The sequence below is a fragment of the Streptomyces sp. NPDC002851 genome (assembly GCF_053591935.1).
The window spans coordinates 80,938-106,626 of the sequence record NZ_JBSFUT010000004.1; the positions used below are offsets into that span (position 1 = coordinate 80,938).

The following is a 25,689-nucleotide window of genomic DNA, read 5'->3' on the forward strand; positions in this document are numbered from 1 at the left end:
AGGTATGACGCCGTCCGCAGCAGCACCCCGGCCGGACCCCGGATTCTTCGGGCCGCGGTCCGTCACCTGGCACCTGCACAGCGACCCGATCATGTGGATCGCCGGGGTACGCGCCCTGTATCTCCAGGCCCTGCACCCGCGCGTGGTCCGCGGCGTCCTGGAGAACTCCGACTACCGCAAGGACCCCTGGGGGCGGCTCCTTCGCACCGCGAGCTTCGTCGGCACGCTCAGTTACGGCACCACCGAGGACGCCGAGCATGCCGGTGCCCGGATCCGCGCCCTGCACCACCGCCTCAAGGCCACCGACCCCGCCACCGGCGAGCGCTACGCCGTGGACGAGCCGGAGCTGCTGCTCTGGGTGCACTGCGCCGAGATCGACAGCTATACGGAGGTGGGACGCCGCTCCGGGTTCCCGCTCACGCCCGCGCTCGAGGACCGCTACATCGACGAACAGCGCATCAGCGCCCGCCTGGTGGGCCTCGACCCCGACGCCGTACCGGCGAACCGGGCCGAGCTCGACGCGTACTTCACCCGCATGCGGCCCGCACTCACCGCCGGGGACGACGCCCGCACCGTCGACGCCTTCATACGGCGCCCGCCCACACCCCCGCTGCTCGCCCCGGCCCGCGAACTCCTGTGGCGGCACATGGCCGCCGACCTCGCCTACGCGGCCCTGCCGCCGTACGCCCACGAGCTGTACGGCAGGCCCGCGCCCGCACCGGGGGTCACCGATCACCGGCTGCGCGCCGCCGGTAACAGCCTGCGCTGCATCCCCGCGCGCATCCGCTGGCGGATCCCACCGCAGCACATCCTGCACGCAATGGACCGCCTCGGCCCCGGCAGCAGGCCCGCACCGTACAAACTCCGCCGGGACGCCGCCATACTGGACTAGGTCCTGTCTGCAAACTCGCGTCGTCGCCCGAAGGGCGGCCGCGCGGTGTCGACGGGAGTCCGGCGACAGGACCGAACCGGGGAGGGCGCAGCGAAGTGACGGGGGCGACAGCGCGAGATGGCGGACACCAGGCTGATCCAGGGCCGGTACCGGCTGCTCGACGTGATCGGGCGCGGCGGCATGGGCGAGGTGTGGCGGGCCCGCGACGAGTCCCTCGGCCGTCAGGTCGCCGTCAAGTGCCTCAAGCCGCTCGGCCCGCAGCGTGACGACGCCTCCTTCACGCGGGTGCTTCGCGAACGCTTCCGGCGCGAGGCCCGGGTAGCGGCCTCTCTCCAGCACCGGGGCATCACCGTCGTACACGACTTCGGCGAGGACGAGGGCGTCCTCTACCTCGTCATGGAGTACCTGGAGGGCCGCAACCTCAGCCAGCTGCTCGACGACAAACAGGAGCAGCCCCTGGACGTGCCCGACCTGGCCGAGATCGCCGAACAGGTCGCGTACGCCCTCGCGTACACCCATGACCAGGGCATCGTGCACCGCGACCTGAAGCCCGCGAACATCGTCCGGCTCACCGACGGCACCGTGAAGATCTGCGATTTCGGCATTGCCCGGCTCGGCGAGGACATCGGGTTCACCGCCAAGCTCACCGGCACCAACGTCGCCATGGGCACCCCGCACTACATGTCGCCCGAGCAGATCGGCGGCGAGCCCGTCGACCACCGCAGCGACCTCTACTCGCTCGGGTGCGTGCTCTACGAGCTGGCCACCGGCGCCCCGCCGTTCGACCAGGGCGACGCCTGGGCGGTGCTGCTCGGCCACCGCGACACCCCGCCCGAGCCGCCTCGCGGCCGCCGCCCCGACCTGCCGCCGTACCTGGAGCGGATCGTCCTCGACCTGCTCGCCAAGGTGCCCGAGGAGCGCCCGTACGACGCCCGCGAACTCGCCCGCCGGGTCACCGAGGGCCGCTACGGCACCGCCACAGCGGCCACCGGGGCGACCCCGGTGGCCCGGGTGCCCGCCCCGCGCGAACCCCGGCTGCCGTCCTGGACCCAGGGCATGACCACCGGCCCCAAGGCCACCGGCGCGACCGACCTGCGCAGTACCCCGCGGGACACCACCGCGGGCCTGACCGGCGCATGGACCCGGCCGCACCTCACCGGAACCGGAACCACCGGCGTGCCGCGCCCCGAGCGGCCGACCCCGTCGCCCGAGGTGCTCTCGGTCCTCGCCAGCCGCCACGACGCGGGCCTGAGCCTCGGGCGGCTCGGCCGCTGGGAGGAGGCGGGTGAGGTACATCGTGCGGTCGCCGCCGAGCGCGCCGAACTCCTGGGACCCGGCCACCCCGACACCCTCGCCAGCCGGTACGAGGTCGCCTTCATGCTCAGCCGCACCGGCCGCGCGGCCGCGGCGCTCGCCGAGTACACCGGGGTCGTCGAGGGCCGCGAGCACGCGCTCGGCCCCGACCACCCCGAAACCCTCGCCGCCCGCCAGGAGATGGCGTACGTCCTCGGAAGGCTCGGCCGCCACCAGGAGGCGCACGAGGTCTACACCGCGGTCCTCGCCGCCCGCGAACGCAACCCGCAGCTCGGCCCCGACCACCCCGACACACTGCGCTGCCGCCACAACCTCGCCTACAACCTCAGCCGCCTCGGCCACCTCGACGAGTCCCACCGGCTCGCCCACGACGTCGCCGAGGCCCGCGCCCGGGTGCTCGGCGCCGACCACCCCGACACCCTCGTCACGCGGTACGAAGTGGCCTACGCGCTCGGCCAGTTGGGCCGCTGGAGCGAGGCCCTCCAGACGTACCGCGAGGTCGCCGAGGCCCGCGCGCGGGTGCTCGGCCCCGCCCACGTGGACACGCTCGCCGCCCGCTACGAGATCGGCATCAGCCTCGGCCGGCTCGGCCGCAGCGCCGAGGCGCTCACGCTCTACCGCGAGCTCGTCGACGACCGCACCCGGGTACACGGCCCGCACCACCCCGAGACGCTCCGCGCCCGCCACGGCCTCGGCGTCAACCTGGGACGGCTCGGCCGCTGGGAGGAGGCGCTGGCGGAGGCCCGCGAGGTGTCCGCGGCCCGCTCGCAGGTCCTGGGGCCCGACCACCCCGACACGCTCGTCAGCCGCCGCGAAGTGGCCGTCGGGCTCGGCTGGCTGGGGCGGTGGGCGGAGGCCCTGACCGAGTACCGCGCGGTGGCGGAGGCGCGCGAACGCGTGCTTGGCGCGCATCATCCTGAGTCTCTGGCCAGCCGGAACGATGAGGCGCATTGCCTTGAGCGGTTGGGGCGGTCCGCCGAGGCGGTGGAGCTGTACCGGCGGGTGGCGGCGCGACGGGCCTCCGGCTAGGTGCTGTCGGGTGGGCGAGGCGCCTGCGGCGGGCTTTCTTCCCCAGCCCCGCCCCTTCCCGAAACTGGGGGTCTGCGACCCCCAGGCCCCCGCTTCTATCGCGCTGGACCAGGGGGAGGGTGGTGGTGGGAGACGGGTGGGCGCGCTCGTCCTCAAACGCCGGACGGGCTGATGTGTGCTACCCAAGAGCCATGACTCCCGCTCGTACCGCCTACGACGCCGTCATCATCGGTGGCGGCCACAACGGCCTTGTCGCCGCCGCTTACCTCGCCCGGGACGGTCGCCGCGTTCTGCTCCTGGAGCGCCTGGACCATACCGGTGGCGCCGCCGTGTCGACGTATGCCTTCGACGGGGTCGATGCCCGGCTCTCCCGCTACTCGTATCTCGTCAGCCTGCTGCCCAAGAAGATCGTGCGGGATCTCGACCTGACGTTCGCCGTGCGGAAACGGGACGTGTCCTCGTACACGCCGACCGTGCGCGACGGCCGGGCCACCGGGCTGCTCGTCGGTGGCGGCACGGCCCGCACCCGGGCCTCGTTCCGGCAGCTCACCGGCGGGGACCGGGAGTTCGAGAGCTGGCAGCGGTTCTACGACACCACCGCGCACGTCGCCCGCGAGGTGTTCCCGACCCTCACCGAGCCGCTGCCCACGCGCGCGGAGCTGCGGGCGCGGATCGGGGACGAGGCGGCCTGGCGGATGCTGTTCGAGGAGCCGATCGGGGTCGCGGTGGAGGAGCACTTCGCGGACGACCTGGTGCGCGGAGTCGTCCTCACGGATGCCCTGATCGGGACCTTCGCCGACGCGCACGATCCGTCGCTGCGGCAGAACCGGTGCTTCCTGTACCACGTGATCGGCGGCGGTACCGGTGACTGGGACGTACCGGTGGGCGGCATGGGGGCGCTCACCGACGCGCTCGCCGGGGTGGCCCGCGCGGCCGGGGCGGAGCTCCGGACGGGTCACGAGGCGCTCCGGATCGACACCGACGGCACCCGTGCCGAGGTCCACTTCCGTGGCCCGGACGGCGAGGAGGGCACCGCCGCCGCGCGGCACGTTCTGGTCAACGCCTCGCCCGAGGCGCTGGCCCGGCTGCTCGGCGATGAGCCGCCCGCGCCGCCCGCCGAGGGCGCCCAGCTCAAGGTCAATATGCTGCTGACCCGGTTGCCGCGCCTGAAGGACCGGGATGTCGATCCGCATGAGGCGTTCGCCGGGACCTTCCATGTCGCGGAAGGGTACGAGGAGTTGGCGACCGCACACGCCCAGGCCGCGTCGGGAAAGCCGCCCGCCGCTCCGCCGTCGGAGATCTACTGCCACTCCCTGACGGACCCCTCGATCCTCGGCCCCGACCTGGCCGCGGCCGGATACCAGACGCTCACCCTCTTCGGCCTGCACACCCCGGCCCGGCTCTTCGCCCGCGACCACGACGCCGTACGCGAAGAACTCCTCGCCGCGACCCTGGCCCAACTGGACGCCCACCTCGCCGAGCCGCTCGCCGACTGCCTGGCCACCGACGCGCACGGCCGCCCGTGCATCGAGGCCAGGACCCCGCTCGAGCTCGAGCGCGAACTGCGGCTGCCCGGCGGCAACATCTTCCACGGCGACCTGCGCTTCCCGTACGCCCAGGAGGGGACGGGGCGTTGGGGGGTCGAGACCGCGCACGCGAATGTGCTGCTGTGCGGCGCGGGCGCGGTGCGGGGCGGGGGCGTCAGCGGGATCCCCGGGCATAACGCGGCGATGGTGGTGCTCGGGCAGTAAGCGGACGTGCAGGGCGATCCGCGACAGGGGCAGGGGTGCGGAATCGAGGGCTCCGGACGGTGTGAAAGGGTGTCCCGGCGGCGGCACGCCCGGCACCGAAGGCGACGCGTACGGAGCTGAAGAGGCCGCCGCCGAGCGAACGGTCAAGCGGAACGGTTGAGGGGGACGGTCATGAGCCGCCAAGTGCGCGAGATGATGACAGTGATGGCACAGGGCGCACCGGTCGAGGTCAGCCTTTGGGCGGCGACGATGGGCAAGTTGGCCCGCCTGGCGCACCTTGCCGAGCAGTTCGGCTACCAGTACGTGGACGTGCAGTACGCGAGCGGCAACACCCTGAAGCTGCTGCTCGCGCCCGACCCGAGCCCGCAGGCGCAGCAGCTCGCGCAGCAGTCCTGGGCGCAGTACCCGCAGGCCGGTGCGGGCGGCCAACTGCCGCCGCTGCCCGGGCAGGCGCCGGAGCTCATGAAGACCCGGATCACCTACGACCTCTACGGTCGGCACAACGAGAAGCGCCGCCTGATGGCGGTGCCACTGCTCACGGTTCTGGTCCTGTTCTGGATCCTGCGGGACGGGGAGGACTCCTGGATGTTCTGGGTGCCGGTCTGGGTGCTGATGATGGCTATTGCCGGGGGCGGGATCCTCTGGACGCGCAAGAAGCACGCCGCGTGCGAGGCGCAGTTGCGGGCTGCCGGGTTCGTGCCCATGCAGGACCCGACGGGGCGCGTCCACTATGCCCCTCCGGGTGGGCAGTTCATGGGGCAGGCGCCGCAGCAGCAGGGGTACGGTGTGCCGCCTCAGCAGCAGGGTTATGGCGTGCCGCCGCAGCAGCAGGGGTACGGGGGCGTTCCCCCGCAGGGCCAGCAGCCCCAGCAGGCTCCGCAGGTCCAGCAGCCTCACCAGCCCCAGCAGGCCCAGCCTCAGCAGCCCCAGCAGCCCTATGGCGTGCCGCCTCAGCAGCAGCCGCAGCAGCCTGGGCCGGGGTACGGCCAGGGGCAGCAGCCGTATGGGCAGCCGCCGCAGCAGTACTGAGGTGGTGGGGGCGGGGTGCTTGTTCCCCACCCCGCCCCTTCCCGACTGTGTCGATATGCGGCTAACGCCGCGTGGCCTGCGGTCGGCTTCGGGGGCTGCCCCCCCGGACCCCCGCTTCCATCGCGCTGAACGCGCTCGTCCTCAAACGCCGGACGGGCTATTGGTGCTCCACTGCCGTCCGATCGAGCGGATCAGTGCGGGATACACCCCCACGTACCGGAACGGCTTGATGGCCAGCATGTACAGGTTGCCGAAGCGGCCGTTGGGCTTGACCAGGACGGCCATCTGGCCGCGGTAGCCGCCCTTGCCGTCCGGGACCCAGCCGATGTGCATCACCCCGTGCACGGTCTTGTTGGCGCACTCGGCGGCCCACTCGTCGTGCGTCTGGTACACGGAGGTGAACGGCGCCGCCGTGAGGTCGGGTCCCCGTGGGCCTGCGCGCAGGTCGTCCGGCAGCCGGTCGCGCAGCGACCGTACCCGGCCGCCCACGCCCGCCTCCGGCTTGTCCCAGCCAAGGAGCGCGCCGAGCTTCCAGCGGACCGCGAAGAGGAACCGGCCGACGGGATTCCCGCCGTCGGGGCCCTCGTTGCCACCGGCGATCTGACGGACCAGGCGGTCCAGGTCGTCCGGGCCGCCCGGTGTGGGCAGCTCCCACACGTCCTCGACGTGGAACTCGGGCGCGATCTCGTGGATCCGCCAGGGGCGTTCGGTGTGGTCGGTGCGGGGAAGTCGCATGGTGCTCATGGCAGGCGCTCCTGTCTCCACTCGCCACCGTCCATCTATACGGTGGCGTATATCTAGATCGTAGACCCGTCTATACGGCGCCGTATACTCGAATCGAACCATGTGAGGGGAGCCACAGCGTGGGCGCGATCCGAACGCCGCGGGACAAGTGGATCGAGGAGGGGCTGCGGGCCCTTGCCTCCGGTGGCCCGGAGGCCGTCCGGGTCGAGGTGCTCGCGCAGGCGCTCGGCGTCAGCAAGGGCGGCTTCTATGGGTACTTCCGCAATCGGAACGCCTTGCTCGACGAGATGCTCGACGTCTGGGAGCGCGGCGTCAGCGAGGACGTGATCGAGCGGGTGGAGGGGGGCGGGGGAGACGCCCGGGCGCGGCTCGGGCGGCTCTTTGATGCCGTCACCGGGGCCGAGCGGGGTGAGGATCCCGTACTTGACCCGGCCACTGAGTTGTCCGTGCGCGACTGGGCGCGGCGGGACGAAGGGGTCGCGCGGCGGCTGCGGCGGCTCGACAACCGGCGCATGGAGTACCTGCGCGAGCTGTACGGGGCCATCTGTGACGATCCGGTCGATGCCGAGGCCCGGTGTCGTATCACCTTCTCGCTGCGTATCGGGGATCACGTCATCGCCGCGGATCGCGGGCCGTACGGGTCCGACGAGGTCGTGGCGGCGGTGAAGCGGCTGCTTCTTGAGTAGTCGCCGATGGAACTCTGAACACTCCGGTGAGCACTCCAGTGAACGCTCCGGCTGGCCCGCCCCGTAAAGAATCTGACACCGCATCAGAAAATCTCTTCCGTCCGTCCGACCGCTGCGGCATCCTGCCCGCATGCAGACGGAGCTGAGCAAGAAACTCGGTGTCGAGCACGCCATCTTCGGCTTCACGCCGTTCCCGGCCGTGGCCGCCGCCCTTACGCGGGCCGGTGGCTTCGGGGTGCTCGGAGCGGTCCGCTATACCGCGCCCGACGAGCTCAAGCGCGACCTCGACTGGGTGCAGGAGCACACGGACGGCCTGCCGTACGGGCTTGATGTCGTCATGCCCGCCAAGAAGGTCGAGGGCGTCAGTGAGGCCGACGTCGAGACGATGATTCCCGCCGGGCACCGGGAGTTCGTACGCGAGACGCTCGCCAAGTACGACGTGCCCGAGCTGCCCGAGGGCGAGGCCGGAGGGTGGCGGATCACCGGCTGGATGGAGAACGTCGCCCGCGGCCAGCTCGATGTCGCCTTCGACTATCCGATCAAGTTGCTTGCCAACGCGCTCGGTTCGCCGCCCGCCGATGTCGTCGAGCGAGCGCACCAGCACGACATCCTCGTCGCCGCGCTCGCGGGCAGCGCGCGGCATGCCCGAAAGCACGCCGAGGCCGGGATCGACATCGTCGTGGCGCAGGGGTACGAGGCCGGTGGGCATACCGGCGAGATCGCCTCCATGGTGCTTACGCCCGAGGCCGTCGAGGCCGTCGCGCCGCTGCCCGTGCTCGCCGCGGGCGGCATCGGCAGTGGTGAACAGGTCGCCGCTGCCCTTGCGTTGGGTGCGCAGGGTGTGTGGACCGGGTCCATCTGGCTCACCACGCGGGAGGCCGAGCTGCACTCGCGCGCACTCACCGAGAAGCTGCTCGCCGCTGGTTCCGGCGACACCGTCCGGTCCCGCGCCCTGACGGGCAAGCCCGCACGGCAGCTCCGTACCGCCTGGACCGATGCCTGGGACGACGCCGGCGGGCCCGGCACCCTGCCGATGCCGCTGCAGGGGCTGCTCGTCGCCGAGGCCAACTCGCGGATCCAGAAGTACGAGGTGGAGCCGCTGCTCGGCACGCCGGTCGGGCAGATCGTCGGCCGGATGAACAGCGAGCGCACCGTGCAGGAGGTCTTCGACGACCTCACCCGCGGCTTCGAGCGTGCCATCGACCGGATCAACCGCATCGCGGGACGGGACTGACAGGACAGGAGGCGAGAAGCAACATGACGGCACACCCCACGGCTGCCGCGCACCCCAACTCCACGCCACCCAACGGGTTCTGGGCCCAGGCCACCGCCGACCCCGACCGCACCGTGCTCATCGCCCCGGACGGCGAGGAGTGGACCGCGGGCCGGCTGCACGCCGCCGCCAACCGGCTCGTGCACGGGCTGCGTGCGGCCGGGCTCGAGCGCGGTGACGCCTTCGCGGCCGTGCTGCCCAACGGCGTCGAGTTCTTCACCGCCTATCTGGCCGCTTCCCAGGCCGGGTTCTATCTCGTCCCCGTCAACCACCACCTGGTCGGGCCCGAGATCGCCTGGATCGTCGCCGACTCGGGTGCCAAGGTCCTGATCGCGCATGAGCGGTTCGCCGAGGCCGCCCGCGCCGCCGCCGACGAAGCCGGACTGCCCGACACCCACCGCTTCTCCGTCGGCGCCGTGGCGGGCTTCCGGCCCTACAGCCAACTCCTCGACGGGCAGCCCGAGTCCGCGCCCGCCGACCGCACCCTCGGCTGGGTCATGAACTACACCTCGGGCACCACGGGCCGCCCACGCGGCATCCGCCGCCCGCTGTCCGGGAAGCTTCCCGAGGAGTCGTACCTCGGTGGGTTCCTCGGCATCTTCGGGATCAAGCCGTTCGACGGCCATGTGCATCTCGTCTGCTCGCCGCTCTACCACACCGCCGTGCTCCAATTCGCGGGCGCGTCCCTGCACATCGGGCACCAGCTCGTCCTGATGGACAAGTGGACGCCCGAGGAGATGCTGCGCCTCATCGACACGTACAAGTGCAGCCATACGCACATGGTGCCGACCCAGTTCCACCGGCTGCTCGCACTGCCGGAGCAGGTGCGGGACTCGTACGACGTGTCGTCGATGCGGCACGCCATCCACGGGGCCGCGCCCTGCCCCGATCACGTCAAGCGGGCGATGATCGCGTGGTGGGGCCACTGCGTCGAGGAGTACTACGCGGCCAGCGAGGGCGGCGGGGCCTTCGCCACCGCGGAGGACTGGCTGAAGAAGCCCGGTACGGTCGGAAGGGCCTGGCCCATCAGCGAGTTGGCCGTCTTCGACGACGACGGCAACCGGCTGCCGCCCGGCGAGCTCGGCACCGTCTACATGAAGATGACCACGGGCGGATTCACGTACCACAAGGACCGGGCCAAGACCGAGAAGAACCGGATCGGGGACTTCTTCACCGTGGGGGACCTCGGAGTCCTCGACGAGGACGGCTACTTGTTCCTGCGGGACCGCAAGATCGACATGATCATCTCGGGTGGCGTGAACATCTACCCCGCCGAGATCGAGTCCGAGCTGCTCACCCACCCCGCCGTCGCCGACGCCGCCGCGTTCGGTATCCCGCACGACGACTGGGGCGAGGAGGTCAAGGCCGTGGTCGAGCCCGCCGAGGGGTACGCCGCCTCGCCCTCGCTCGCCGCCGAGATCCGGGACCACTGCGCGGCCCGGCTCGCCGGTTACAAGCGGCCCAAGAGCGTCGACTTCGTCGAGGCCATGCCCCGCGACCCCAACGGCAAGCTCTACAAGCGGCGGCTGCGCGACCCGTACTGGGAAGGGCGCGAGCGGGCCGTCTGACGCCGGGGACACCGGGCCCGGTCTCGATTGCGTAAAGCCTCTCCGTAGGGACTCGCGGGAACTCGTGTGATGCGCGTAGACATGCGTTGACCTGCCGTCGGCCCCGTGAACCCGGAGACCCTTCGATGCGTAAGCCAGTGCGCCTCACCCTGATCGCCACCGCCTGTGCCCTCGCGGGCGGCGCCCTCTACGGCACCGGCGCCGCCCTCGCCGAGGACGCCCCGGAGCGCGCACGTGCGGCGGACACCCGCACGTCCGAGCCGCACAACATAGGCGTCCTGGTCCAGGAGATCGACGACTACTACGGCACGGAGCAGGACGAGAACGGGTACTACCACGCCTCGCTCGACAGCCCGTACGCCAAGGACATGGCACGCATCGTGGCCGACGCCAAGCGCCACCTCGCCAAGGCGGCCGAGAAGGCCCGGAAGTCCGGCGCCGAGAGCGAACGGCCCGCGATCGTCTTCGACATCGACGACACCCTGCTGCTCAGCCTCGACTACGAGAAGAAGACCAACTTCACGTACGACAGCGAGGCTTGGGACAAGTACGTCGCCCAGGCCGACCGGCCCGCCGTGTTCGGCACCACCGAACTGATCGCGTACGCGGAGAAGAAGGGCATCGAGGTCTTCTACAACACGGGCCTCGCCGAGAAGCAACGCTCCGCCGCCGTCGAGAACCTCAAGAAGAACGGGGTCGACATCAACCTCGACGCCGACCACATGTTCCTCAAGGACAAGCAGAACCCGCCCGCCTACCTGAGCCACTGCGCCGCCCCCGGCGACTGGAAGTGCACGACCGTGCAGTACAAGTCCGGCACCCGCAAGCACATCGAGTCGCAGGGGTACGACATCGTCGGCAACTTCGGTGACCAGCGGTCGGACCTCGACGGCGGCTACGCGGACCGCACGTTCAAGTTCCCCAACCCGACGTACTTCGTCGAGTAGTCGAGTAGCCGAGCAGTCGAGTAGCCGGAGCGTGGAGTAACCGAAGCGCGGATCAGCCTTCCCGCTCCTTGACCTTGAGCGGGCGCGGGCACAGGATCACGCCATGACGGGCGTACGCAGCAATACGGTCGATGGCATGCTCCGACGCAGCGCACGGCGCACCCCGGACCGGGCCGCGCTCCGGTACGGGGAGCGGAACTGGACGTACGCGGAGCTCGACGAGGCGGTCTCGCGGGCCGCCCGGGTGCTGCGCGAGGCGGGTCTGGAACCCGGCGACCGGGTGGGCGCCTACGGGCACAACTCGGACGCGTACCTCATCGGCTTCCTCGGCAGCTGCCGGGCGGGCCTGGTCCATGTGCCCGTGAATCAGAACCTGACCGGAGAGGACCTGGCGTACATCGTCCGGCAGTCGGGCAGTTCGCTGATCCTGACCGACCCCGAGCTCGCGGACCGGCTCCCCGGCGACGTACGCACGATGACGCTGCGCGGCGAAGCGGCCGGTGACGACGGAGACTCGCTGCTCGCGCGGCTCGCCACCACGTCCCCGTACGACGGACCGGGCCCGGACGCCGAGGACCTGGCGCAGCTGCTCTACACCTCGGGCACCACCGCGCTGCCCAAGGGCGCGATGATGACGCACCGTGCGCTCGTGCACGAGTACGTCAGCGCGATCCACGCCCTCGACCTGTCCGGGGACGACCGCCCGGTGCACTCGCTGCCGCTCTACCACTCGGCGCAGATGCATGTGTTCCTGCTGCCGTACCTCGCCGTCGGCGCGGAGAACACCCTCCTCGAAGCCCCGGACGCGGGGCGGATCTTCGATCTGGTGGCGGCCGGGCGGGCGGACAGCCTGTTCGCGCCGCCCACGGTGTGGATCGGCCTGGCCAACCACCCCGACTTCGACCGGCGCGACCTCGGTGCGCTGCGCAAGGCGTACTACGGGGCGTCGATCATGCCGGTGCCGGTCCTGGAGCGGCTGCGCGCGCGGCTGCCCGGGCTCGGCTTCTACAACTGCTTCGGACAGAGCGAGATCGGCCCGCTCGCCACCGTGCTCGGGCCCGCGGAGCACGAGGGGCGGATGGACTCCTGCGGGCGTCCGGTGCTGTTCGTGGAGGCCCGGGTCGTCGACGAGGAGGGCGCCGACGTGCCGGACGGCACTCCCGGCGAAGTCGTCTACCGCTCACCGCAGTTGTGCGAGGGGTACTGGGAGAAGCCGGAGGAGACCGCGGCAGCCTTCCGGGACGGCTGGTTCCGCTCCGGGGATCTGGCGGTGCGGGACGCCGAGGGGTACCTCACGGTCGTGGACCGGGTGAAGGACGTCATCAACTCCGGTGGCGTACTTGTCGCTTCGCGCCAGGTCGAGGACGTCCTCTACACGCACCCGGGGGTGGCCGAGGCCGCGGTGATCGGCCTGCCGCACGAGAAGTGGATCGAGGCGGTGACGGCGGTGGTGGTGCCCCGCGGGTCCTCCGGAGGTGTCGATGTCACGGAGCCGGAACTCCTCGCGTACGCCCGCGAGCGCCTTGCCCCGTTCAAGGCGCCCAAGCGGGTGGTGTTCGTGACCGAACTGCCCCGGAACGCCAGTGGCAAGATCCTGAAGCGGGAGCTGCGGGACCGGTTCGCCGACGCTGTCGCCGGGCCCTAGCTGAGATGTGGCCGCGCCGCCTCCGGCCGCCCGGTGAGCAGCAGGAGCAGTGCGGAGATGGGGCCACGGATCTCCGTGCCCGCTCCCCGGGCCCACTCGATGTCGGTGGCGACGAGACGTGCGCGCGGGAGCGGCCAGGGCCGGGGCGGGAACCGCATGGTCCAGACCCGTTCGGCGGCGTCCCGGGCGGCGGCGAGCGGCATCTCCCGCTCACGCCCGACGGCAAGGGCGATGTCCTGGCCGTGCACCAGGATGTCGAGCAGGGGCTCACGCCGGGTGGTCAGGGGCGCGAGCCGCCGGGACCCGACGATCGACCGCACCAGGCCGACGATGTCCTCGACCGGCCGCTGCGCCTCCCGGACGGCGCTGTCATGGATCATCCGGTTCCAGTTGCCGCGCGCACGGACCATGTCGCGCAAGACGTCGCCGTAGGTGAAGCGCGCCGCGATGGTCAGATGTGCGGCCACGTCCCGCACCCGCCAGTCCCCGCACTGGGTGGGGGCCTCCCACTCCTCGGGGCCGAGCCCCTCGAGCAGGTCGGCAAGGCTCGCCCGTTCCGCGTCGATGACCTGCCAGGACGTGCGCTCGTCGAGTACGACAGCCACGGGAATCACCCACTCAAGTGGTAAGCTTCTCTGACCAATGTAGTCAGAGAGTCTGACCAATTCAAGTCGGCGGAGCGTGTCAGTCATGGCGGACGAGAGCGAGCTCAGCACGGGCGTTCTGCTGTTCCTGCCGTACCGGGCCTTGGAGGACCGCGTCTTCGCCGCGCTCGATGAGGCCGGGTACGACGACATCACTCCGGCCCAGGCCCGCCTCCTCCAGCGCATCGGCCCGGACGGTACCCGCCTCACCGAGCTGGCCGAGCAGGCCCAGGTCACCAAGCAGACCGCCGGGTTCCTGGTCGACCAGCTGGAGAAGGCGGGCTACGTCAGGCGCGAGCCGGATCCGACCGACGGGCGGGCCCGACTCGTCTGCGGGGCGGCGAAGATGCGGGCGGCGAAGGAGGTCGCCGACGCGGTGGTGGCCGAGGTGGAACAGGAGTGGGAAGCCCACCTGGGCAAACGCCGCATGAACCAACTGCGCGAGGCCCTGACCCGCCTGAGAGAGATCACCGACCCCTGGGCCTGAGCGATGAGATGGCCCGCAGAGGGCGTCTTGGGGCCCGCGAAGATCGGGGAGACGGGCTCTAGTCCTTCGGCCGCTCGTCCCTCGGCCGTTCGTCCTTCGGCCGCTCGTCCACGATCCGCCGGATCTTCCCCACCGACCGCTCCAGCGTCTCCGGGTCCACGATCTCCACGGCCACCGACACCCCGACCCCGTCCTTCACGCCCTGCCCGATCGCCCGCGCCGCCGCCTCGCGCTGCTCCGGGGTCGACGCCGCGCGCGCCTCCGCCCGTACCGTCAGGGCGTCCATCCGGCCCTCGCGGGTGAGCCGTAGCTGGAAGTGCGGGGCCACGCCGGGGGTGCGCAGGACGATCTCCTCGATCTGGGTGGGGAAGAGGTTCACGCCACGCAGGATCACCATGTCGTCGCAGCGGCCCGTGACCTTCTCCATGCGGCGGAACGCGGGCCGGGCCGTCCCGGGCAGGAGCCGGGTCAGGTCCCGGGTGCGGTAGCGGATGATCGGCAGGGCCTCCTTCGTCAGGGACGTGAAGACCAGCTCGCCGCGCTCGCCGTCCGGCAGCACCTCACCCGTGATCGGATCCACGATCTCCGGATAGAAGTGGTCCTCCCAGATGTGCAGGCCGTCCTTGGTGTCCACACACTCCTGCGCGACGCCGGGCCCGATGACCTCCGACAGGCCGTATATGTCGACCGCGTCGAGCGCGAACCGCTCCTCGATCTCGGCGCGCATCCGCTCGGTCCACGGTTCCGCGCCGAAGATGCCGACCTTGAGTGAGGTGGAGCGCGGGTCGATGCCCTGCCGCTCGAACTCGTCCAGGAGCGTCAGCATGTACGACGGGGTCACCATGATGATCTCGGGGCGGAAGTCCTGGATGAGCTGGACCTGCCGCGCCGTCATTCCGCCGGAGGCCGGCACGACCGTACAGCCGAGCCGCTCCGCGCCGTAGTGCGCCCCGAGCCCGCCCGTGAACAGGCCGTATCCGTACGCCACATGGACCACCTGGCCGGGCCGCCCGCCCGCCGCCCGGATGGAGCGGGCCACGACGTCCGCCCAGGTGTCCAGGTCGCGCTCGGTGTAGCCGACGACCGTGGGCCGCCCGGTGGTGCCGGACGAGGCGTGCAGGCGGCGCACCCGCTCGCGCTCCACCGCGAACATCCCGAACGGGTAGTTCTCGCGCAGGTCGGACTTGGTCGTGAACGGGAAGCGGGACAGGTCGGTGAGGGACCCGCAGTCCTCCGGGCGGATCCCCGCCTTGTCGAAGGCCGTGCGGTAGTGCGGCACGTTCGCGTAGGCGTGGCGCAACGTGCCTCGCAGTCGCTCCAGTTGGAGCTCTTCGAGCTCGGCCCGGCCGAGCCGCTCCGCCGCGTCGAGTTCACCTGTCATGCCGGGCCGCCTTCCGTTCCCGTCCAACTCTGAATGAATCGGGCGACCGATCATTCGGTTGCCATGCCGGGTTCAGTTAGTCAGGCGGCTCGGGGACGCGTCAAGGCGTCGGACGTGACCGTTCGTCCGCGGTGACCGCCACCGACTTGGCCCACCGGTAGTCCGCCTTCCCGCTGGGAGAGCGCTGGATCCGGTCCGTGAGCACCAGTTGGCGGGGGATCTTGTAGCCCGCGACATGGGTACGGCAGTGGGCTTGGAGGGACTCCAGGGACAGCGGCGCCGCCCCCTCGCGCAGCTGCACCACGGCTGCCACGTGGTTGCCCCACTTGGGGTCGGGCACCCCGGCCACCAGCGCGTCGTACACGTCGGGGTGGGACTTGAGGGCCTGCTCGACCTCCTCCGGGTAGACCTTCTCGCCGCCGGTGTTGATGCACTGCGAGCCGCGGCCGAGGACGGTGACGATGCCTTGTTCGTCCACGGTCGCCATGTCGCCGAGCAGTACCCAGCGCTCGCCGTCCTGCTCGAAGAACGTCTCCGCGGTCTTCGCCGGGTCGTTGTAGTAGCCGAGTGGCACGTGCCCGCGCTGGGCCAGGCGGCCCGGCTCGCCGACCGCCACCGGCGCGTGCGTCACCGGGTCGACGACCCGGGTGCGTTCGTTGACCTCGAGGCGGAAGCCGTTGCGCGGCCCCGAGTCGTCCGTCGCCTTGCCGTTGGAACCGGACTCCGAGGAACCGAAGTTGTTCAAGAGCAGCACGCCCGGTACCAGCTCCTGGAACTGCGCCCGCACCGTGTCGGACATGATCGCCCCGGAGGACGAGACGCTGAACAGGGACGACATATCGGTGCCCTCGCACGGCCCGGTCAAGGCGTCGATCAGTGGCCGCAGCATCGCGTCGCCCACCAGTGAGACGCTGGAGACCTTCTCCTTCTCGATCGTACGAAGCACGTCCTCGGGCGCGAACTTGCGGTGAATGACCACACGCTGGCCGTAGTTGAAGGCGATGAACGAGGTCAGCGTCGAGGTGCCGTGCATCAGCGGGGGAGTGGGGAAGAACGTGAGCCCCGCTCCGCCGGCCGCGACCTTCTCGGCCAGCTCCTCGGGCCGCTTCACCGGCTCGCCCGCCGGATCCCCGCCGAACAGCCCCGCGAAAAACAGATCCTCCTGACGCCACATCACACCCTTGGGCATCCCCGTGGTGCCGCCGGTGTAGATGATGAACAGGTCGTCCGCCGAGCGCGGCCCGAACCCGCGCTCCGCCGACCCGGCGGCCTCGGCATCCTTGAAGGCCACCGCCGCCAACTCGGCCGCGTCCGCAGGCGGTTCGCCCACCCGTACCAGATGGCGCAGTTTCTCCGTACGGGGCAGCGCGGCCGACACGCGCGCGGTGAACTCGCCGTCGAAGACCAGGCCCGCCAGATCGGCGTCCCGGTAGAGATAGACCAACTCCTCTTCCACATACCGGTAGTTGACATTGACCGGCACGATCCGTGCCTTGAGGCAGGCGAGCACGGTCTGTAGATACTCGACGCCGTTGTACAGGTGAAGCCCCACGTGCTCGCCCGGCCGGATGCCGCTGTCGATCAGATGGTGGGCGATGCGGTTGGCGGCGGCGTCCAGCTCGGCGTAGCTGAGACGGCGCTCGGCTCCGGTCCCGGGGACGTCCACGTACACGAGCGCCTCACGCCCGGGAACCACGTCCACGACCGACTCGAACAGGTCGGCAAGGTTGTACTCCACCGCTCCTCCAGACCCGGCTGCGCGCACGACTCGGCGGTCACTTGGCGGTCATTAGAGCGCCGGTCGCGGCAAGTGGGAAGGGGTCGCGCCAAGAAATCTGACTAGCTGTCAGATAACTATTGAACTGGGCCTGCGGCTACTGCAACCTGTTCTAGGTCTGCATACGGGAGGCGGTGCTCATGGGGAGCAGCGAAGGCACGGAACACCTGACCATACGGCGCGAAGGCGCCACACTCGTGCTCACACTCAACCGGCCCGAGGCCAAGAACGCGCTCTCGTTGCCCCTGCTCGTGGGCCTGTACGACGGGTGGGTGGCGGCCGACGAGGACGACGCGATCCGCTCCATCGTGCTCACGGGCGCGGGCGGCGTGTTCTGCGCGGGAATGGACCTCAAGGCCCTCGCGGGCAAGGGCATGGCGGGCGAGCGGTACCGGGACCGGCTCAAGGCCGACCCCGATCTGCACTGGAAGGCGATGCTCCGGCATCACCGGCCGCGCAAACCCGTGATCGCCGCCGTCGAGGGCCACTGCGTCGCGGGCGGCACCGAGATCCTGCAGGGCACCGACATCCGCGTGGCCGGGGAGTCCGCGACCTTCGGGCTCTTCGAGGTGAAGCGCGGCCTGTTCCCCATCGGCGGGTCAACGGTCCGGCTCCAGCGGCAGATTCCCCGGACGCACGCGCTGGAGATGCTGCTCACCGGCCGCCCGTATACCGCCGCCGAGGCCGCCGCCATCGGTCTCATCGGCCAGGTCGTGCCCGACGGCACCGCCCTCGACAAGGCCCTCGCCATCGCCGAGCAGATCAACGCGTGCGGGCCGTTGGCGGTCGAGGCCGTGAAGGCCGCGGTGTACGAGACCGCCGAGATGACCGAGACGGACGGCCTCAAGGCCGAACTCGAACGCGGCTGGCCGATCTTCGCCACCGAAGACGCGAAGGAAGGAGCGAAGGCCTTCGCGGAGAAGCGCGAACCGGTTTACCGGCGAAGTTGAGCCCCGTCGGCTCGTTCACCCAGTCGCCCTGGACGGGCTCGTCCTCAATCGCCGGACGGGCTTTTTGTGCAGGCCGGACACCCAGGAGCCCATGTATGCCCGAAGTCCTCAAAGCCCCCCTCGTCGTCGAGTTCCCCTTCACCCGCTCCCTCGGCCCCGTGCAGAGCGCCTTCCTCACCGGCTTGCGCGAGCGCGTCGTACTCGGCGTCCGGACCGGCGACGGCAAGGTGCTCGTGCCGCCGGTTGAGTACGACCCCGAGACCGCCGAGGAGATACGGGAGCTCGTGGAGGTTGGCGCCACCGGCACCGTCACCACCTGGGCCTGGAACCACGAACCCCGCCGCGGCCAGCCCCTCGACACTCCCTTCGCCTGGGTACTGGTGCAGCTGGACGGCGCCGACACCGCCCTGCTCCACGCCCTGGACGCCCCGGGGCCCGAGGCCGTGCACACCGGCATGCGGGTGCGGATCCGCTGGGCCGCCGAGCGCTCCGGCGCCATCACGGACATCGCCTGCTTCGAACCGTACGATGGGCCGGAGGGCCAGCAAGTCCGTCCGCATGACGGCGAGTTCGAGGACCCGGTCCTCGGCATCGTCGCGCCCGCCCGGCTCGACTACACCTACTCGCCGGGCCGCGCCCAGTCCGGCTACATCAACGCCCTCGCCGAGCGCCGCACCGTCGGCGAGCGCTGCCCGTCCTGCCGCAAGGTGTACGTCCCGCCCCGCGGCGCCTGCCCCACCTGCGGGGTCGCCACGGACGAACAGGTCGAGGTCGGCCCGCGCGGCACCGTCACGACGTACTGCATCGTGAACATCAAGTCTGCTCATTCGGCGCACCTGAACCTCGAAGTCCCGTACGTCTACGCCCATATCGCCCTGGACGGCGCCGACCTCGCGCTGCACGGGCGCATCGGCGGCATCCCGTACGACCAGGTCCGGATGGGGCTGAGGGTCGAGCCCGTGTGGAGCGAGGGCGGCCGGTACCCGGATCACTACCGGCCCACGGGCGAGCCGGACGCCGATTACGACACGTACAAGGAGCTGCTGTAGATGCGAGACGTACCAGAGGCCGGGGGCGCCCGCGAAGTGGCCGTCGTCGCCTTCGCGCAGAGCGACCACCGGCGCTCCACGGACGAGATGTCCGAGGTCGAGATGCTGATGCCGGTCCTTCACGAGGTACGGCGGCAGACCGGCCTCACGACCGCGGACATCGGCTTCACCTGCTCCGGCTCCAGCGACTACCTGGCCGGACGCGCCTTCTCCTTCACCATGGCGCTCGACGGCGTCGGTGCCTGGCCGCCCATCTCCGAGTCGCATGTCGAGATGGACGGCGCCTGGGCGCTCTACGAGGCCTGGGTGAAGCTGCTCACCGGCGAGGTCGACACCGCGCTCGTCTACGCCTACGGAAAGTCCTCGCCCGGCTCGGTGCGTGACGTTCTGACCCGGCAGCTCGACCCGTACTACGTCGCCCCGCTCTGGCCGGACTCCGTCGCGCTCGCGGCCCTTCAGGCGCAGGCCCTGATCGACGCGGGGGATACGGATGAGGCCGCGCTCGCCGGGGTGGCGGCGCGCAGCCGCGAGGCCGCCGCGTCCAACCCGCACGCCCAGCTGTCCGGCCATAGCGCCCAAGGCGACTATCTCGTCCGGCCGTTGCGCACCGGGGACGCGCCGCCGGTCGGCGACGGGGCCGCCGCCGTGATCCTCGCCGCGGGCGACCGGGCCCGGGAGCTGTGCGAACGGCCCGCGTGGATCCGCGGCATGGACCACCGGGTCGAGGCGCACTCCCTGGGCGTGCGCGACCTCACCGACGCGCCGTCGGCCCGGCTCGCCGCCGAGCGCGCCGGGGCCTTCGAACGGCCGGTGGACACTGCCGAGTTGCACGCCCCGTTCACCTCCCAGGAGGTCGTCCTGCGGAAGGCGCTGCGGCTCGGGGGCCCCGATTCCGGCGTGGTCGTCAATCCGTCCGGCGGCGCCCTCGCCGCCAACCCCGTGATGGCCGCGGGCCTGATCCGCATCGGCGAGGCCGCCGCCCGCATCCGGCGCGGCGAGTCCGAGCGCGCCCTGGCCCACGCCACCTCCGGGCCCTGTCTGCAGCAGAACCTGGTCGCCGTACTCGAAGGAGAGGGGGCCTGATGTCCCAGGTGTCCAAAGAGCCGGTGGCCGTCGTCGGCATCGGCCAGACCGCACACGTCGCGGCCCGCAAGGACGTGTCCATCGCGGGCCTGGTCCGCGAGGCCGCGCGGCGCGCCCTGAACGACGCCGAGTTGACCTGGGCGGACATCGACGCCGTGGTCATCGGCAAGGCGCCCGACTTCTTCGAGGGCGTCATGATGCCCGAGCTGTACCTCGCGGACGCGCTCGGCGCGGTCGGGAAGCCGCTGCTGAGGGTGCACACGGCGGGTTCCGTCGGCGGGTCCACCGCGCTCGTCGCCGCGAACCTGGTCGCCGCCCGCGTGCACGGCACCGTCCTCACGCTCGCCTTCGAGAAGCAGTCCGAGTCCAACGCCATGTGGGGCCTGTCCCTGCCGATCCCGTTCCAGCAGCCGCTCCTCGCGGGCGCGGGCGGCTTCTTCGCGCCGCACGTGCGCGCGTACATGCGCCGCACCGGCGCACCGGACACGGTCGGCTCCCTCGTCGCGTACAAGGACCGGCGCAACGCCCTCAAGAACCCGTACGCGCACCTGCACGAACACGACATCACCCTGGAGAAGGTGCAGGCGTCCCCGATGCTCTGGGACCCGATCCGCTACTCCGAGACCTGCCCGTCCTCCGACGGCGCCTGCGCGATGGTCCTCACCGACCGTGCGGGCGCGGCCCGTTCACCGCGCCCGCCCGCCTGGATGCACGGCGGCGCGATGCGCAGCGAGCCCACGATGTTCGCGGGCAAGGACTTCGTCTCGCCGCAGGCGGGCAAGGACTGCGCGGCCGACGTCTACCGGCAGGCCGGGATCGCGGACCCGCGCCGCGAGATCGACGCCGTCGAGATGTACGTCCCCTTCTCCTGGTACGAGCCCATGTGGCTGGAGAACCTCGGCTTCGCGGAAGAAGGCGAGGGCTGGAAGCTCACCGAGTCCGGCGTGACGGAGCTGGACGGCGATCTGCCCGTGAACCCGTCGGGCGGTGTCCTGTCCACCAACCCCATCGGCGCCTCCGGCATGATCCGGTTCGCGGAGGCGGCCCTTCAGGTGCGCGGGCAGGCGGGTGAGCACCAGGTCGACGGGGCCCGGCGGGCGCTCGGGCACGCGTACGGCGGCGGGGCGCAGTTCTTCTCCATGTGGCTGGTGGGCGCCGAGCCGCCGACCGGCTGAGCAGCCCGCCGCGGGCCTCGCAGGGCGTCCTCGTGCGAGGGCTGTCCGGTACTTGTTCCGCGGCCTTACCGGTACCGGCGGCGATCGCTAGGCTGGCCGCGTACGCCGGATCGGGCAGTACCGGGTAGGACCGGGGAGGAGCACGGACGTGGCCGAGAGCACCACCGCCCAGGAGCCGCTGATGGGTTGGGACAAGCCCGACCTCGACCTGAGCAACGCCGACTGGCAGTCGGGCAGCCAGGGGCGGGGCGATGTCCAGATCGCATTCGTGGAGGGCTTCATCGCGCTGCGCAATGGCGGCCGCCCGGAGAGCCCGTCGCTGATCTTCACTCCGGCGGAGTGGCGGGCCTTCGTACTGGGGGCCCGGGAGGGCGAGTTCGACCTGACCTGACGACAGGACCTAGGCCGCGGCGGCACGGGCGGCCTCACATCAGCACCGCACACCCGCGCCGCCGCAGCTCCCGCAGTACGGCCTCGGACCCCGGCCGCACCGGGTTCCACCGGAGATCCAGTTTCTCCAGGGCGGGCAACTCGCCCAACCAGGAAGGGAGTTCACGGATCGCGTTGGCCCGCAGATCGAGCCGACGAAGGAGCGGAAGCCCGCGCAGCACCGAGGGCACCTCCGCAAGACGGTTCTCGCGCAGCTCCAGCTCCCGCAGCGCGGAAAGCCGCCGCACCGACCGGGGCAGCCCGGAGAGCAGATTGCCGCGCAGCCACAGCTCGCGCAGGGCCGTGAGCGAGCCGAGGGAGTCCGGGAGTTCGGTGAGGCGGTTGTGCTGCGCCCGGAGTTCGACCAGGCCCGCCATCGCGCCGAGCGCCTCGGGCAGTCGGGTCAGCCGGTTCTCGCCGACATTGAGGAGACCGAGCCGGGTGAGGCGGCCGAGCGAGCCGGGCAGCGCGGTCAGCCGGTTGTCGTGCAGATAGAGACACCCGGAGAGCCCGGTCAGCTCACCGATCTCCGTCGGTACCTCCGTGAGGAGGTTGTGCCCGAGGTCGAGCGTGTGCAGCCGCCGCAGCGCGCCGATCCGCGGTGACACCGACGTGAGCGCGTTGTCCGCGAGGATCAGCACCTCGGCGTCGGTCCGCGCCCACACCTCCTGTGGAACCTCGGTGAGCCCCGCCTTCCAGTAGTCGATCTTCCCGTGCTTTCCGTGGTCGATTCGGGTCACGGCGCCCACGTACCCTGACGCCATGCGAGCCGAACGTGACCTGGCCAGACTCCTCACCGGTATGCGCCCCGCGCTCAACCCCGGCCGCTATGTGTACGTCACCGTGCCAGGACCGGCCCCCGACGGCCTGGACCCCATCGCGACGGTGCGCGAGGACGAGGGCCGCACCCTGGTCGTACGACAGGAGGAGGCGGACGCCGCAGGGCTCGCGTCCGACTACGTGGCGGCCTGGATCACGCTGCGCGTGCACTCGGCGCTCGACTCGGTCGGACTGACCGCCGCCGTCGCGGGCGAGCTCGCTGCCGCGGGCCTGTCATGCAACGTGGTCGCGGGCTTCCACCACGATCACCTGTTCGTACCCCACGACCGCGCGACCGAGGCCCTCGGCGTACTGCACCGCCTCGCGGAGCGCGGCGCGGCGGCAGGCCGCTAGGCCCTGGCCTCTGCCCCCCCCGGCTCCGGTCCGCCCCGCCGTCGACGTGCGGAGAAACCCACGTACCATGGCGGCATGTCCTTCCTCCGCCGCCGCAGCGCCCCAACCCCCGCGGGTCCGGACTTCGACGTACTGGCCATGGATCCCGGTGACTGGCCGGGCAATCTCGGCGCGGGCCTGCTGCCCGCCCCCGACGGCAGCTGTCAGGGCGTCTTTCTCCGCTACGACCTGTTCGGCGGCCGCGGCCCGGCCATGATCATCGGCAATCTGCCGGAGGGCTCCCCGGCCCGCGAGGTCGGCGACAAAGAGGTCCCGTTCGAGGTGGCCCAGCTGCTGCTCGCGCTCGACAACGATGAAGAGGTCGAGGTCGTCGAGAGCGAGGACGTCCCGATCATGCAGGGCGACAACCTCCTGATCGTGCGCCGCCTCAAGCTCTCCGAGAGCCGGATCTCCTGCGTCCAGTTCGACCGCAGCGACAACGTCCTGGTGACCATCGCCGCCTGGGACCGCCCCATCTCGGACGACCTGTACGCCCTCCTGAAGCCGCTGCCCGCGGAACTGTTCCAGCAGGGCTGACCCCCTTCATACGTACGTCGGGTCCGGTCCTGCCCCCACGCAGGTCCGGACCCGACGAGTCTCTGTAAGGACGCGTCCCCTACGTGCGGGACGGCTTCACCGTCACATCGGCGGCCCGCACGAACGCCACCCGGTGCCCGAACTGGATCTCGTAGTACGTGTCGTCGCCACGCACCACCGTGTGGGTCGAGGTGTCGTACTTGACCGCGTAGTAGTACTCGCCGCGCACCTTCCCGCCGATCGCGTACTTCTGGCCCTTGAGCAGCTTGTACGGCAGCGGCGACACCGGCTGCGGTGTGATGCCGTCCGGATACGCCTCCTTCTCCGGGTAGGCCCGCCCGTACACCGGGATCTCGTCCTTGCCGTCCTTCGGCGTCACGACATAGCCCGACGCGGGTACGGCCGTGGGCTGCGACGCGGGGTTCTTGAACCAGGCCCGCTGACCCAGATACCAGATCGACGTCCAGTCGCCCTCGCGGCCGGCCACCGCGTACTGCTGGCCGGTCGACACCCGCGAACCCACGTCGTTCACATGGGTCGTCGAGTCACCGCCGCCCGGACGCAGACCGATGTCCTTGACCAGCGGGGCGTCGTCACGCGGCGCCGTATGCAGCCGCACCGCGCTCGACCCGTGCGCCGCACACGGCTTGCCCGCCTCCTCGCAGCCCGTGAACTCCGGCTTGTGCGCGTCGTATTCGGGCAGGACGGTGACGAGCCCGCCCTTGGCACCGGCGGTGCGCTCGAACGGCTCGCCCATCAGCGTGAAGTAGTGCTGCCAGTCCCAGTACGGGCCCGGGTCGGTGTGCATGCCCGGGATGGTGCCGCTCGTCGGGCCCGGCACGTTGTCGTGCCCGAGGATGTGCTGCCGGTCGAGCGGGATGTCGTACCGCTTGGCCAGGTACTTCACCAGGCGGGCCGAGGTGCGGTACATCGCCTCCGTGTACCAGGCGTCCGGGTTCGCCAGGAAGCCCTCGTGCTCCAGGCCGATCGACTTGGCGTTGATCGACCAGTTCCCGGCCTGCCAGCCCACGTCCTTCAGCTTCAGATGCTGCGCGATATGCCCGTCCGTGGAGCGCAGCGAGTACTGCCACGACACATAGGTGGGGTCCTGCACCAGCTTCAGGGTGGTGTCCCAGGTGGCCTCGGTGTCGTGCACCACGATGTAGTCGATCGACTGGTCCTCGGGCCGGTTCGCCTTGTCGTGATTGCCGTAGTCGTCGTCGCCGAACTCCTCGTACGGAGCCGGAATCCACTCGCACGACACGGACCTGGGGCAGTCCGTTTCCCCCTCGGCGGCCCGACGCAGCCCGAGCCGCGCCAACTGTTCGCTGTCCGGGGCGAGTTCGGGTTGCGGTGCGAGGGCGACGCGCTGACCGGAGTCCGTGGTGCGCCGCTGCCCGTCCCGGATCACCGCGAACACCTCATTGGCGTACGCGGCAGCGGTGGCCCGGTCGTCCGCCCCGGAGAACGCGGCGATCGCCCCGTACCAGTCCCGGGGATCGGCACTCGCGGCGGGACCGCCCGCCTTCTTCTGCGCGGCGGCGAGCAGGGCGGCGCCGCCGCGTACGTTGGCGGCCGGGTCGGTGCGGAGCTGCTCGGCGGGCAGCCCGGTGAGCTTGGCCGCCTTGGCTAAGGTGCGGAGGCGGTCGGGGAGTTGGGAGGGTTCGGGCAGGCGGTCGGCGTCGGCGTCTGCGAGCCGGGCGGGCCGTGCCTCGTCGCCGCGCGGGTCCTCGGTGCCGTGGCTGTGGTGCGGTGTGTGCCCGGCCTCGGCGAGGGCGGTGCGCGCGTCGGTCAGGTGCATCGGCCCGTATCCGCCGCTGACACTGGGCGCCCCCGCGTGCCCGTCCCAGCGGGACTGCAGATACGCGACGCCGAGCAGCACGCTCTGCGGTACCCGGTACTCGGCGGCGGCCGCGGCGAACGCGCCCTGTAGCCGTGCGGTCGGGGCCGCGTCGGGTGCGGGGGCCGGTGCCGCCGCGACGAGCGGTGCGAGCAGCGCGACCGACGCGACGGTTCCGGCCGTCCTCGACAGCCGTCTGCGCGCGGTCAGGTTTCGGGCTGTGGCTCGTTCTGGCAAGGCGGCCTCC

General features: G+C 71.2%; 23 protein-coding genes. 17 read left to right on the top strand and 6 right to left on the bottom strand.

Annotated elements, in window-relative coordinates; all coding sequences use genetic code 11:
• Positions 1-4 precede the first annotated feature (4 nt).
• From ACWD10_RS05725 to ACWD10_RS05740, 4 genes are all read left to right on the top strand, one after another.
• Positions 5-892 carry an oxygenase MpaB family protein gene (locus tag ACWD10_RS05725; RefSeq protein ID WP_451087380.1) on the top strand — a complete coding sequence of 296 codons (888 nt, stop codon included), beginning with the start codon at positions 5-7 and terminating at the stop codon, positions 890-892.
• 117 nt (positions 893-1,009) lie between these two features.
• Positions 1,010-3,235, top strand: coding sequence for a tetratricopeptide repeat protein (locus ACWD10_RS05730; RefSeq protein WP_451087382.1), 2,226 nt, complete (start codon positions 1,010-1,012; stop codon positions 3,233-3,235).
• Positions 3,236-3,426: 191 nt separating this feature from the next.
• Positions 3,427-4,986 (top strand): phytoene desaturase family protein, encoded by a 1,560-nt coding sequence (locus ACWD10_RS05735; RefSeq protein WP_451087384.1) that lies wholly within the window; start codon positions 3,427-3,429, stop codon positions 4,984-4,986.
• 171 nt (positions 4,987-5,157) lie between these two features.
• Entirely contained in the window at positions 5,158-6,015 is an 858-nt protein-coding gene (locus ACWD10_RS05740) for a hypothetical protein (RefSeq protein ID WP_451087386.1), read from the top strand.
• 141 nt (positions 6,016-6,156) lie between these two features.
• Here the strand turns inward: ACWD10_RS05740 and ACWD10_RS05745 are convergent, their stop codons facing one another.
• The gene (locus tag ACWD10_RS05745) at positions 6,157-6,750 is read right to left on the bottom strand and encodes a DUF2867 domain-containing protein (protein ID WP_451087799.1); all 594 of its coding nucleotides are present in this window, start codon (positions 6,748-6,750) and stop codon (positions 6,157-6,159) included.
• A gap of 128 nt (positions 6,751-6,878) precedes the next feature.
• On the opposite strand from ACWD10_RS05745, the gene ACWD10_RS05750 reads away from it, so the two are divergent.
• The 5 genes from ACWD10_RS05750 (at position 6,879) to ACWD10_RS05770 (ending at position 12,878) form a co-directional block, all read left to right on the top strand.
• Entirely contained in the window at positions 6,879-7,445 is a 567-nt protein-coding gene (locus ACWD10_RS05750) for a TetR/AcrR family transcriptional regulator (protein WP_451087388.1), read from the top strand.
• A 130-nt stretch (positions 7,446-7,575) separates the two neighbouring features.
• Positions 7,576-8,679 carry a nitronate monooxygenase gene (locus tag ACWD10_RS05755; RefSeq protein WP_451087390.1) on the top strand — a complete coding sequence of 368 codons (1,104 nt, stop codon included), beginning with the start codon at positions 7,576-7,578 and terminating at the stop codon, positions 8,677-8,679.
• 23 nt (positions 8,680-8,702) lie between these two features.
• Positions 8,703-10,286 (top strand): acyl-CoA synthetase, encoded by a 1,584-nt coding sequence (locus ACWD10_RS05760; protein ID WP_451087392.1) that lies wholly within the window; start codon positions 8,703-8,705, stop codon positions 10,284-10,286.
• Between the two features lie 125 nt (positions 10,287-10,411).
• Positions 10,412-11,233, top strand: coding sequence for an HAD family acid phosphatase (locus ACWD10_RS05765; protein WP_451087394.1), 822 nt, complete (start codon positions 10,412-10,414; stop codon positions 11,231-11,233).
• Between the two features lie 103 nt (positions 11,234-11,336).
• Positions 11,337-12,878, top strand: a complete 1,542-nt coding sequence (locus tag ACWD10_RS05770) for an acyl-CoA synthetase (protein WP_451087396.1) — start codon at positions 11,337-11,339, stop codon at positions 12,876-12,878.
• On the opposite strand, the gene ACWD10_RS05775 is transcribed toward ACWD10_RS05770, so the two are convergent.
• Positions 12,875-13,492, bottom strand: a complete 618-nt coding sequence (locus tag ACWD10_RS05775) for a maleylpyruvate isomerase family mycothiol-dependent enzyme (protein ID WP_451087398.1) — start codon at positions 13,490-13,492, stop codon at positions 12,875-12,877. The genes ACWD10_RS05770 and ACWD10_RS05775 overlap by 4 nt on opposite strands.
• Before the next feature lie 76 nt (positions 13,493-13,568).
• On the opposite strand from ACWD10_RS05775, the gene ACWD10_RS05780 reads away from it, so the two are divergent.
• On the top strand, positions 13,569-14,009 hold the full coding sequence (locus ACWD10_RS05780) for a MarR family winged helix-turn-helix transcriptional regulator (protein WP_451087400.1): 441 nt from the start codon (positions 13,569-13,571) through the stop codon (positions 14,007-14,009).
• Between the two features lie 58 nt (positions 14,010-14,067).
• On the opposite strand, the gene paaK is transcribed toward ACWD10_RS05780, so the two are convergent.
• Together paaK and ACWD10_RS05790 are read right to left on the bottom strand one after the other, a co-directional pair.
• Positions 14,068-15,390 (bottom strand): phenylacetate--CoA ligase PaaK, encoded by a 1,323-nt coding sequence (gene paaK / locus ACWD10_RS05785; protein WP_451087402.1) that lies wholly within the window; start codon positions 15,388-15,390, stop codon positions 14,068-14,070.
• Between the two features lie 100 nt (positions 15,391-15,490).
• Positions 15,491-17,128, bottom strand: coding sequence for an acyl-CoA synthetase (locus tag ACWD10_RS05790; protein ID WP_451087404.1), 1,638 nt, complete (start codon positions 17,126-17,128; stop codon positions 15,491-15,493).
• 179 nt (positions 17,129-17,307) lie between these two features.
• Here ACWD10_RS05790 and ACWD10_RS05795 point away from each other — a divergent pair, with 179 nt between their 5' ends.
• From ACWD10_RS05795 to ACWD10_RS05815, 5 genes are all read left to right on the top strand, one after another.
• Complete coding sequence (locus ACWD10_RS05795; protein WP_451087406.1) at positions 17,308-18,117, top strand: crotonase/enoyl-CoA hydratase family protein; 810 nt, start codon at positions 17,308-17,310, stop codon at positions 18,115-18,117.
• 95 nt (positions 18,118-18,212) lie between these two features.
• A complete protein-coding gene (locus tag ACWD10_RS05800; protein ID WP_451087408.1) occupies positions 18,213-19,166 on the top strand; it encodes a Zn-ribbon domain-containing OB-fold protein in 954 nt (317 codons plus the stop codon).
• On the top strand, positions 19,167-20,249 hold the full coding sequence (locus tag ACWD10_RS05805) for a thiolase domain-containing protein (RefSeq protein WP_451087410.1): 1,083 nt from the start codon (positions 19,167-19,169) through the stop codon (positions 20,247-20,249).
• The gene (locus tag ACWD10_RS05810) at positions 20,249-21,424 is read left to right on the top strand and encodes a thiolase domain-containing protein (RefSeq protein ID WP_451087412.1); all 1,176 of its coding nucleotides are present in this window, start codon (positions 20,249-20,251) and stop codon (positions 21,422-21,424) included. The genes ACWD10_RS05805 and ACWD10_RS05810 overlap by 1 nt, the downstream gene beginning before the upstream one ends.
• A 148-nt stretch (positions 21,425-21,572) precedes the next feature.
• A complete protein-coding gene (locus ACWD10_RS05815; protein WP_451087414.1) occupies positions 21,573-21,815 on the top strand; it encodes a DUF397 domain-containing protein in 243 nt (80 codons plus the stop codon).
• A 34-nt stretch (positions 21,816-21,849) separates the two neighbouring features.
• On the opposite strand, the gene ACWD10_RS05820 is transcribed toward ACWD10_RS05815, so the two are convergent.
• Positions 21,850-22,593, bottom strand: a complete 744-nt coding sequence (locus tag ACWD10_RS05820) for a leucine-rich repeat domain-containing protein (RefSeq protein WP_451087416.1) — start codon at positions 22,591-22,593, stop codon at positions 21,850-21,852.
• A gap of 22 nt (positions 22,594-22,615) precedes the next feature.
• Between ACWD10_RS05820 and ACWD10_RS05825 the strand changes: the two genes are divergently transcribed.
• Both ACWD10_RS05825 and ACWD10_RS05830 read left to right on the top strand, forming a co-directional pair.
• Positions 22,616-23,026: an ACT domain-containing protein gene (locus ACWD10_RS05825; protein ID WP_451087418.1), complete on the top strand. Its 411-nt coding sequence runs from the start codon at positions 22,616-22,618 to the stop codon at positions 23,024-23,026.
• A 75-nt stretch (positions 23,027-23,101) separates the two neighbouring features.
• Entirely contained in the window at positions 23,102-23,602 is a 501-nt protein-coding gene (locus tag ACWD10_RS05830; protein ID WP_451087420.1) for a hypothetical protein, read from the top strand.
• 79 nt (positions 23,603-23,681) lie between these two features.
• Here the strand turns inward: ACWD10_RS05830 and ACWD10_RS05835 are convergent, their stop codons facing one another.
• A complete protein-coding gene (locus ACWD10_RS05835) occupies positions 23,682-25,679 on the bottom strand; it encodes an N-acetylmuramoyl-L-alanine amidase (RefSeq protein ID WP_451087422.1) in 1,998 nt (665 codons plus the stop codon).
• Positions 25,680-25,689: the final 10 nt, after the last annotated feature.

Bases quoted from the DNA above. Each gene is read 5' to 3' on its own strand.
- ACWD10_RS05725 (WP_451087380.1), top strand. From the start codon at position 5: ATGACGCCGTCCGCAGCAGCACCCCGGCCGGACCCCGGATTCTTCGGG.
- ACWD10_RS05730 (WP_451087382.1), top strand. From the start codon at position 1,010: ATGGCGGACACCAGGCTGATCCAGGGCCGGTACCGGCTGCTCGACGTG.
- ACWD10_RS05735 (WP_451087384.1), top strand. From the start codon at position 3,427: ATGACTCCCGCTCGTACCGCCTACGACGCCGTCATCATCGGTGGCGGC.
- ACWD10_RS05740 (WP_451087386.1), top strand. From the start codon at position 5,158: ATGAGCCGCCAAGTGCGCGAGATGATGACAGTGATGGCACAGGGCGCA.
- ACWD10_RS05745 (WP_451087799.1), bottom strand. From the start codon at position 6,750: ATGCGACTTCCCCGCACCGACCACACCGAACGCCCCTGGCGGATCCAC.
- ACWD10_RS05755 (WP_451087390.1), top strand. From the start codon at position 7,576: ATGCAGACGGAGCTGAGCAAGAAACTCGGTGTCGAGCACGCCATCTTC.
- ACWD10_RS05760 (WP_451087392.1), top strand. From the start codon at position 8,703: ATGACGGCACACCCCACGGCTGCCGCGCACCCCAACTCCACGCCACCC.
- ACWD10_RS05765 (WP_451087394.1), top strand. From the start codon at position 10,412: ATGCGTAAGCCAGTGCGCCTCACCCTGATCGCCACCGCCTGTGCCCTC.
- ACWD10_RS05770 (WP_451087396.1), top strand. From the start codon at position 11,337: ATGACGGGCGTACGCAGCAATACGGTCGATGGCATGCTCCGACGCAGC.
- ACWD10_RS05780 (WP_451087400.1), top strand. From the start codon at position 13,569: ATGGCGGACGAGAGCGAGCTCAGCACGGGCGTTCTGCTGTTCCTGCCG.
- paaK (WP_451087402.1), bottom strand. From the start codon at position 15,390: ATGACAGGTGAACTCGACGCGGCGGAGCGGCTCGGCCGGGCCGAGCTC.
- ACWD10_RS05795 (WP_451087406.1), top strand. From the start codon at position 17,308: ATGGGGAGCAGCGAAGGCACGGAACACCTGACCATACGGCGCGAAGGC.
- ACWD10_RS05800 (WP_451087408.1), top strand. From the start codon at position 18,213: ATGCCCGAAGTCCTCAAAGCCCCCCTCGTCGTCGAGTTCCCCTTCACC.
- ACWD10_RS05805 (WP_451087410.1), top strand. From the start codon at position 19,167: ATGCGAGACGTACCAGAGGCCGGGGGCGCCCGCGAAGTGGCCGTCGTC.
- ACWD10_RS05810 (WP_451087412.1), top strand. From the start codon at position 20,249: ATGTCCCAGGTGTCCAAAGAGCCGGTGGCCGTCGTCGGCATCGGCCAG.
- ACWD10_RS05825 (WP_451087418.1), top strand. From the start codon at position 22,616: ATGCGAGCCGAACGTGACCTGGCCAGACTCCTCACCGGTATGCGCCCC.
- ACWD10_RS05830 (WP_451087420.1), top strand. From the start codon at position 23,102: ATGTCCTTCCTCCGCCGCCGCAGCGCCCCAACCCCCGCGGGTCCGGAC.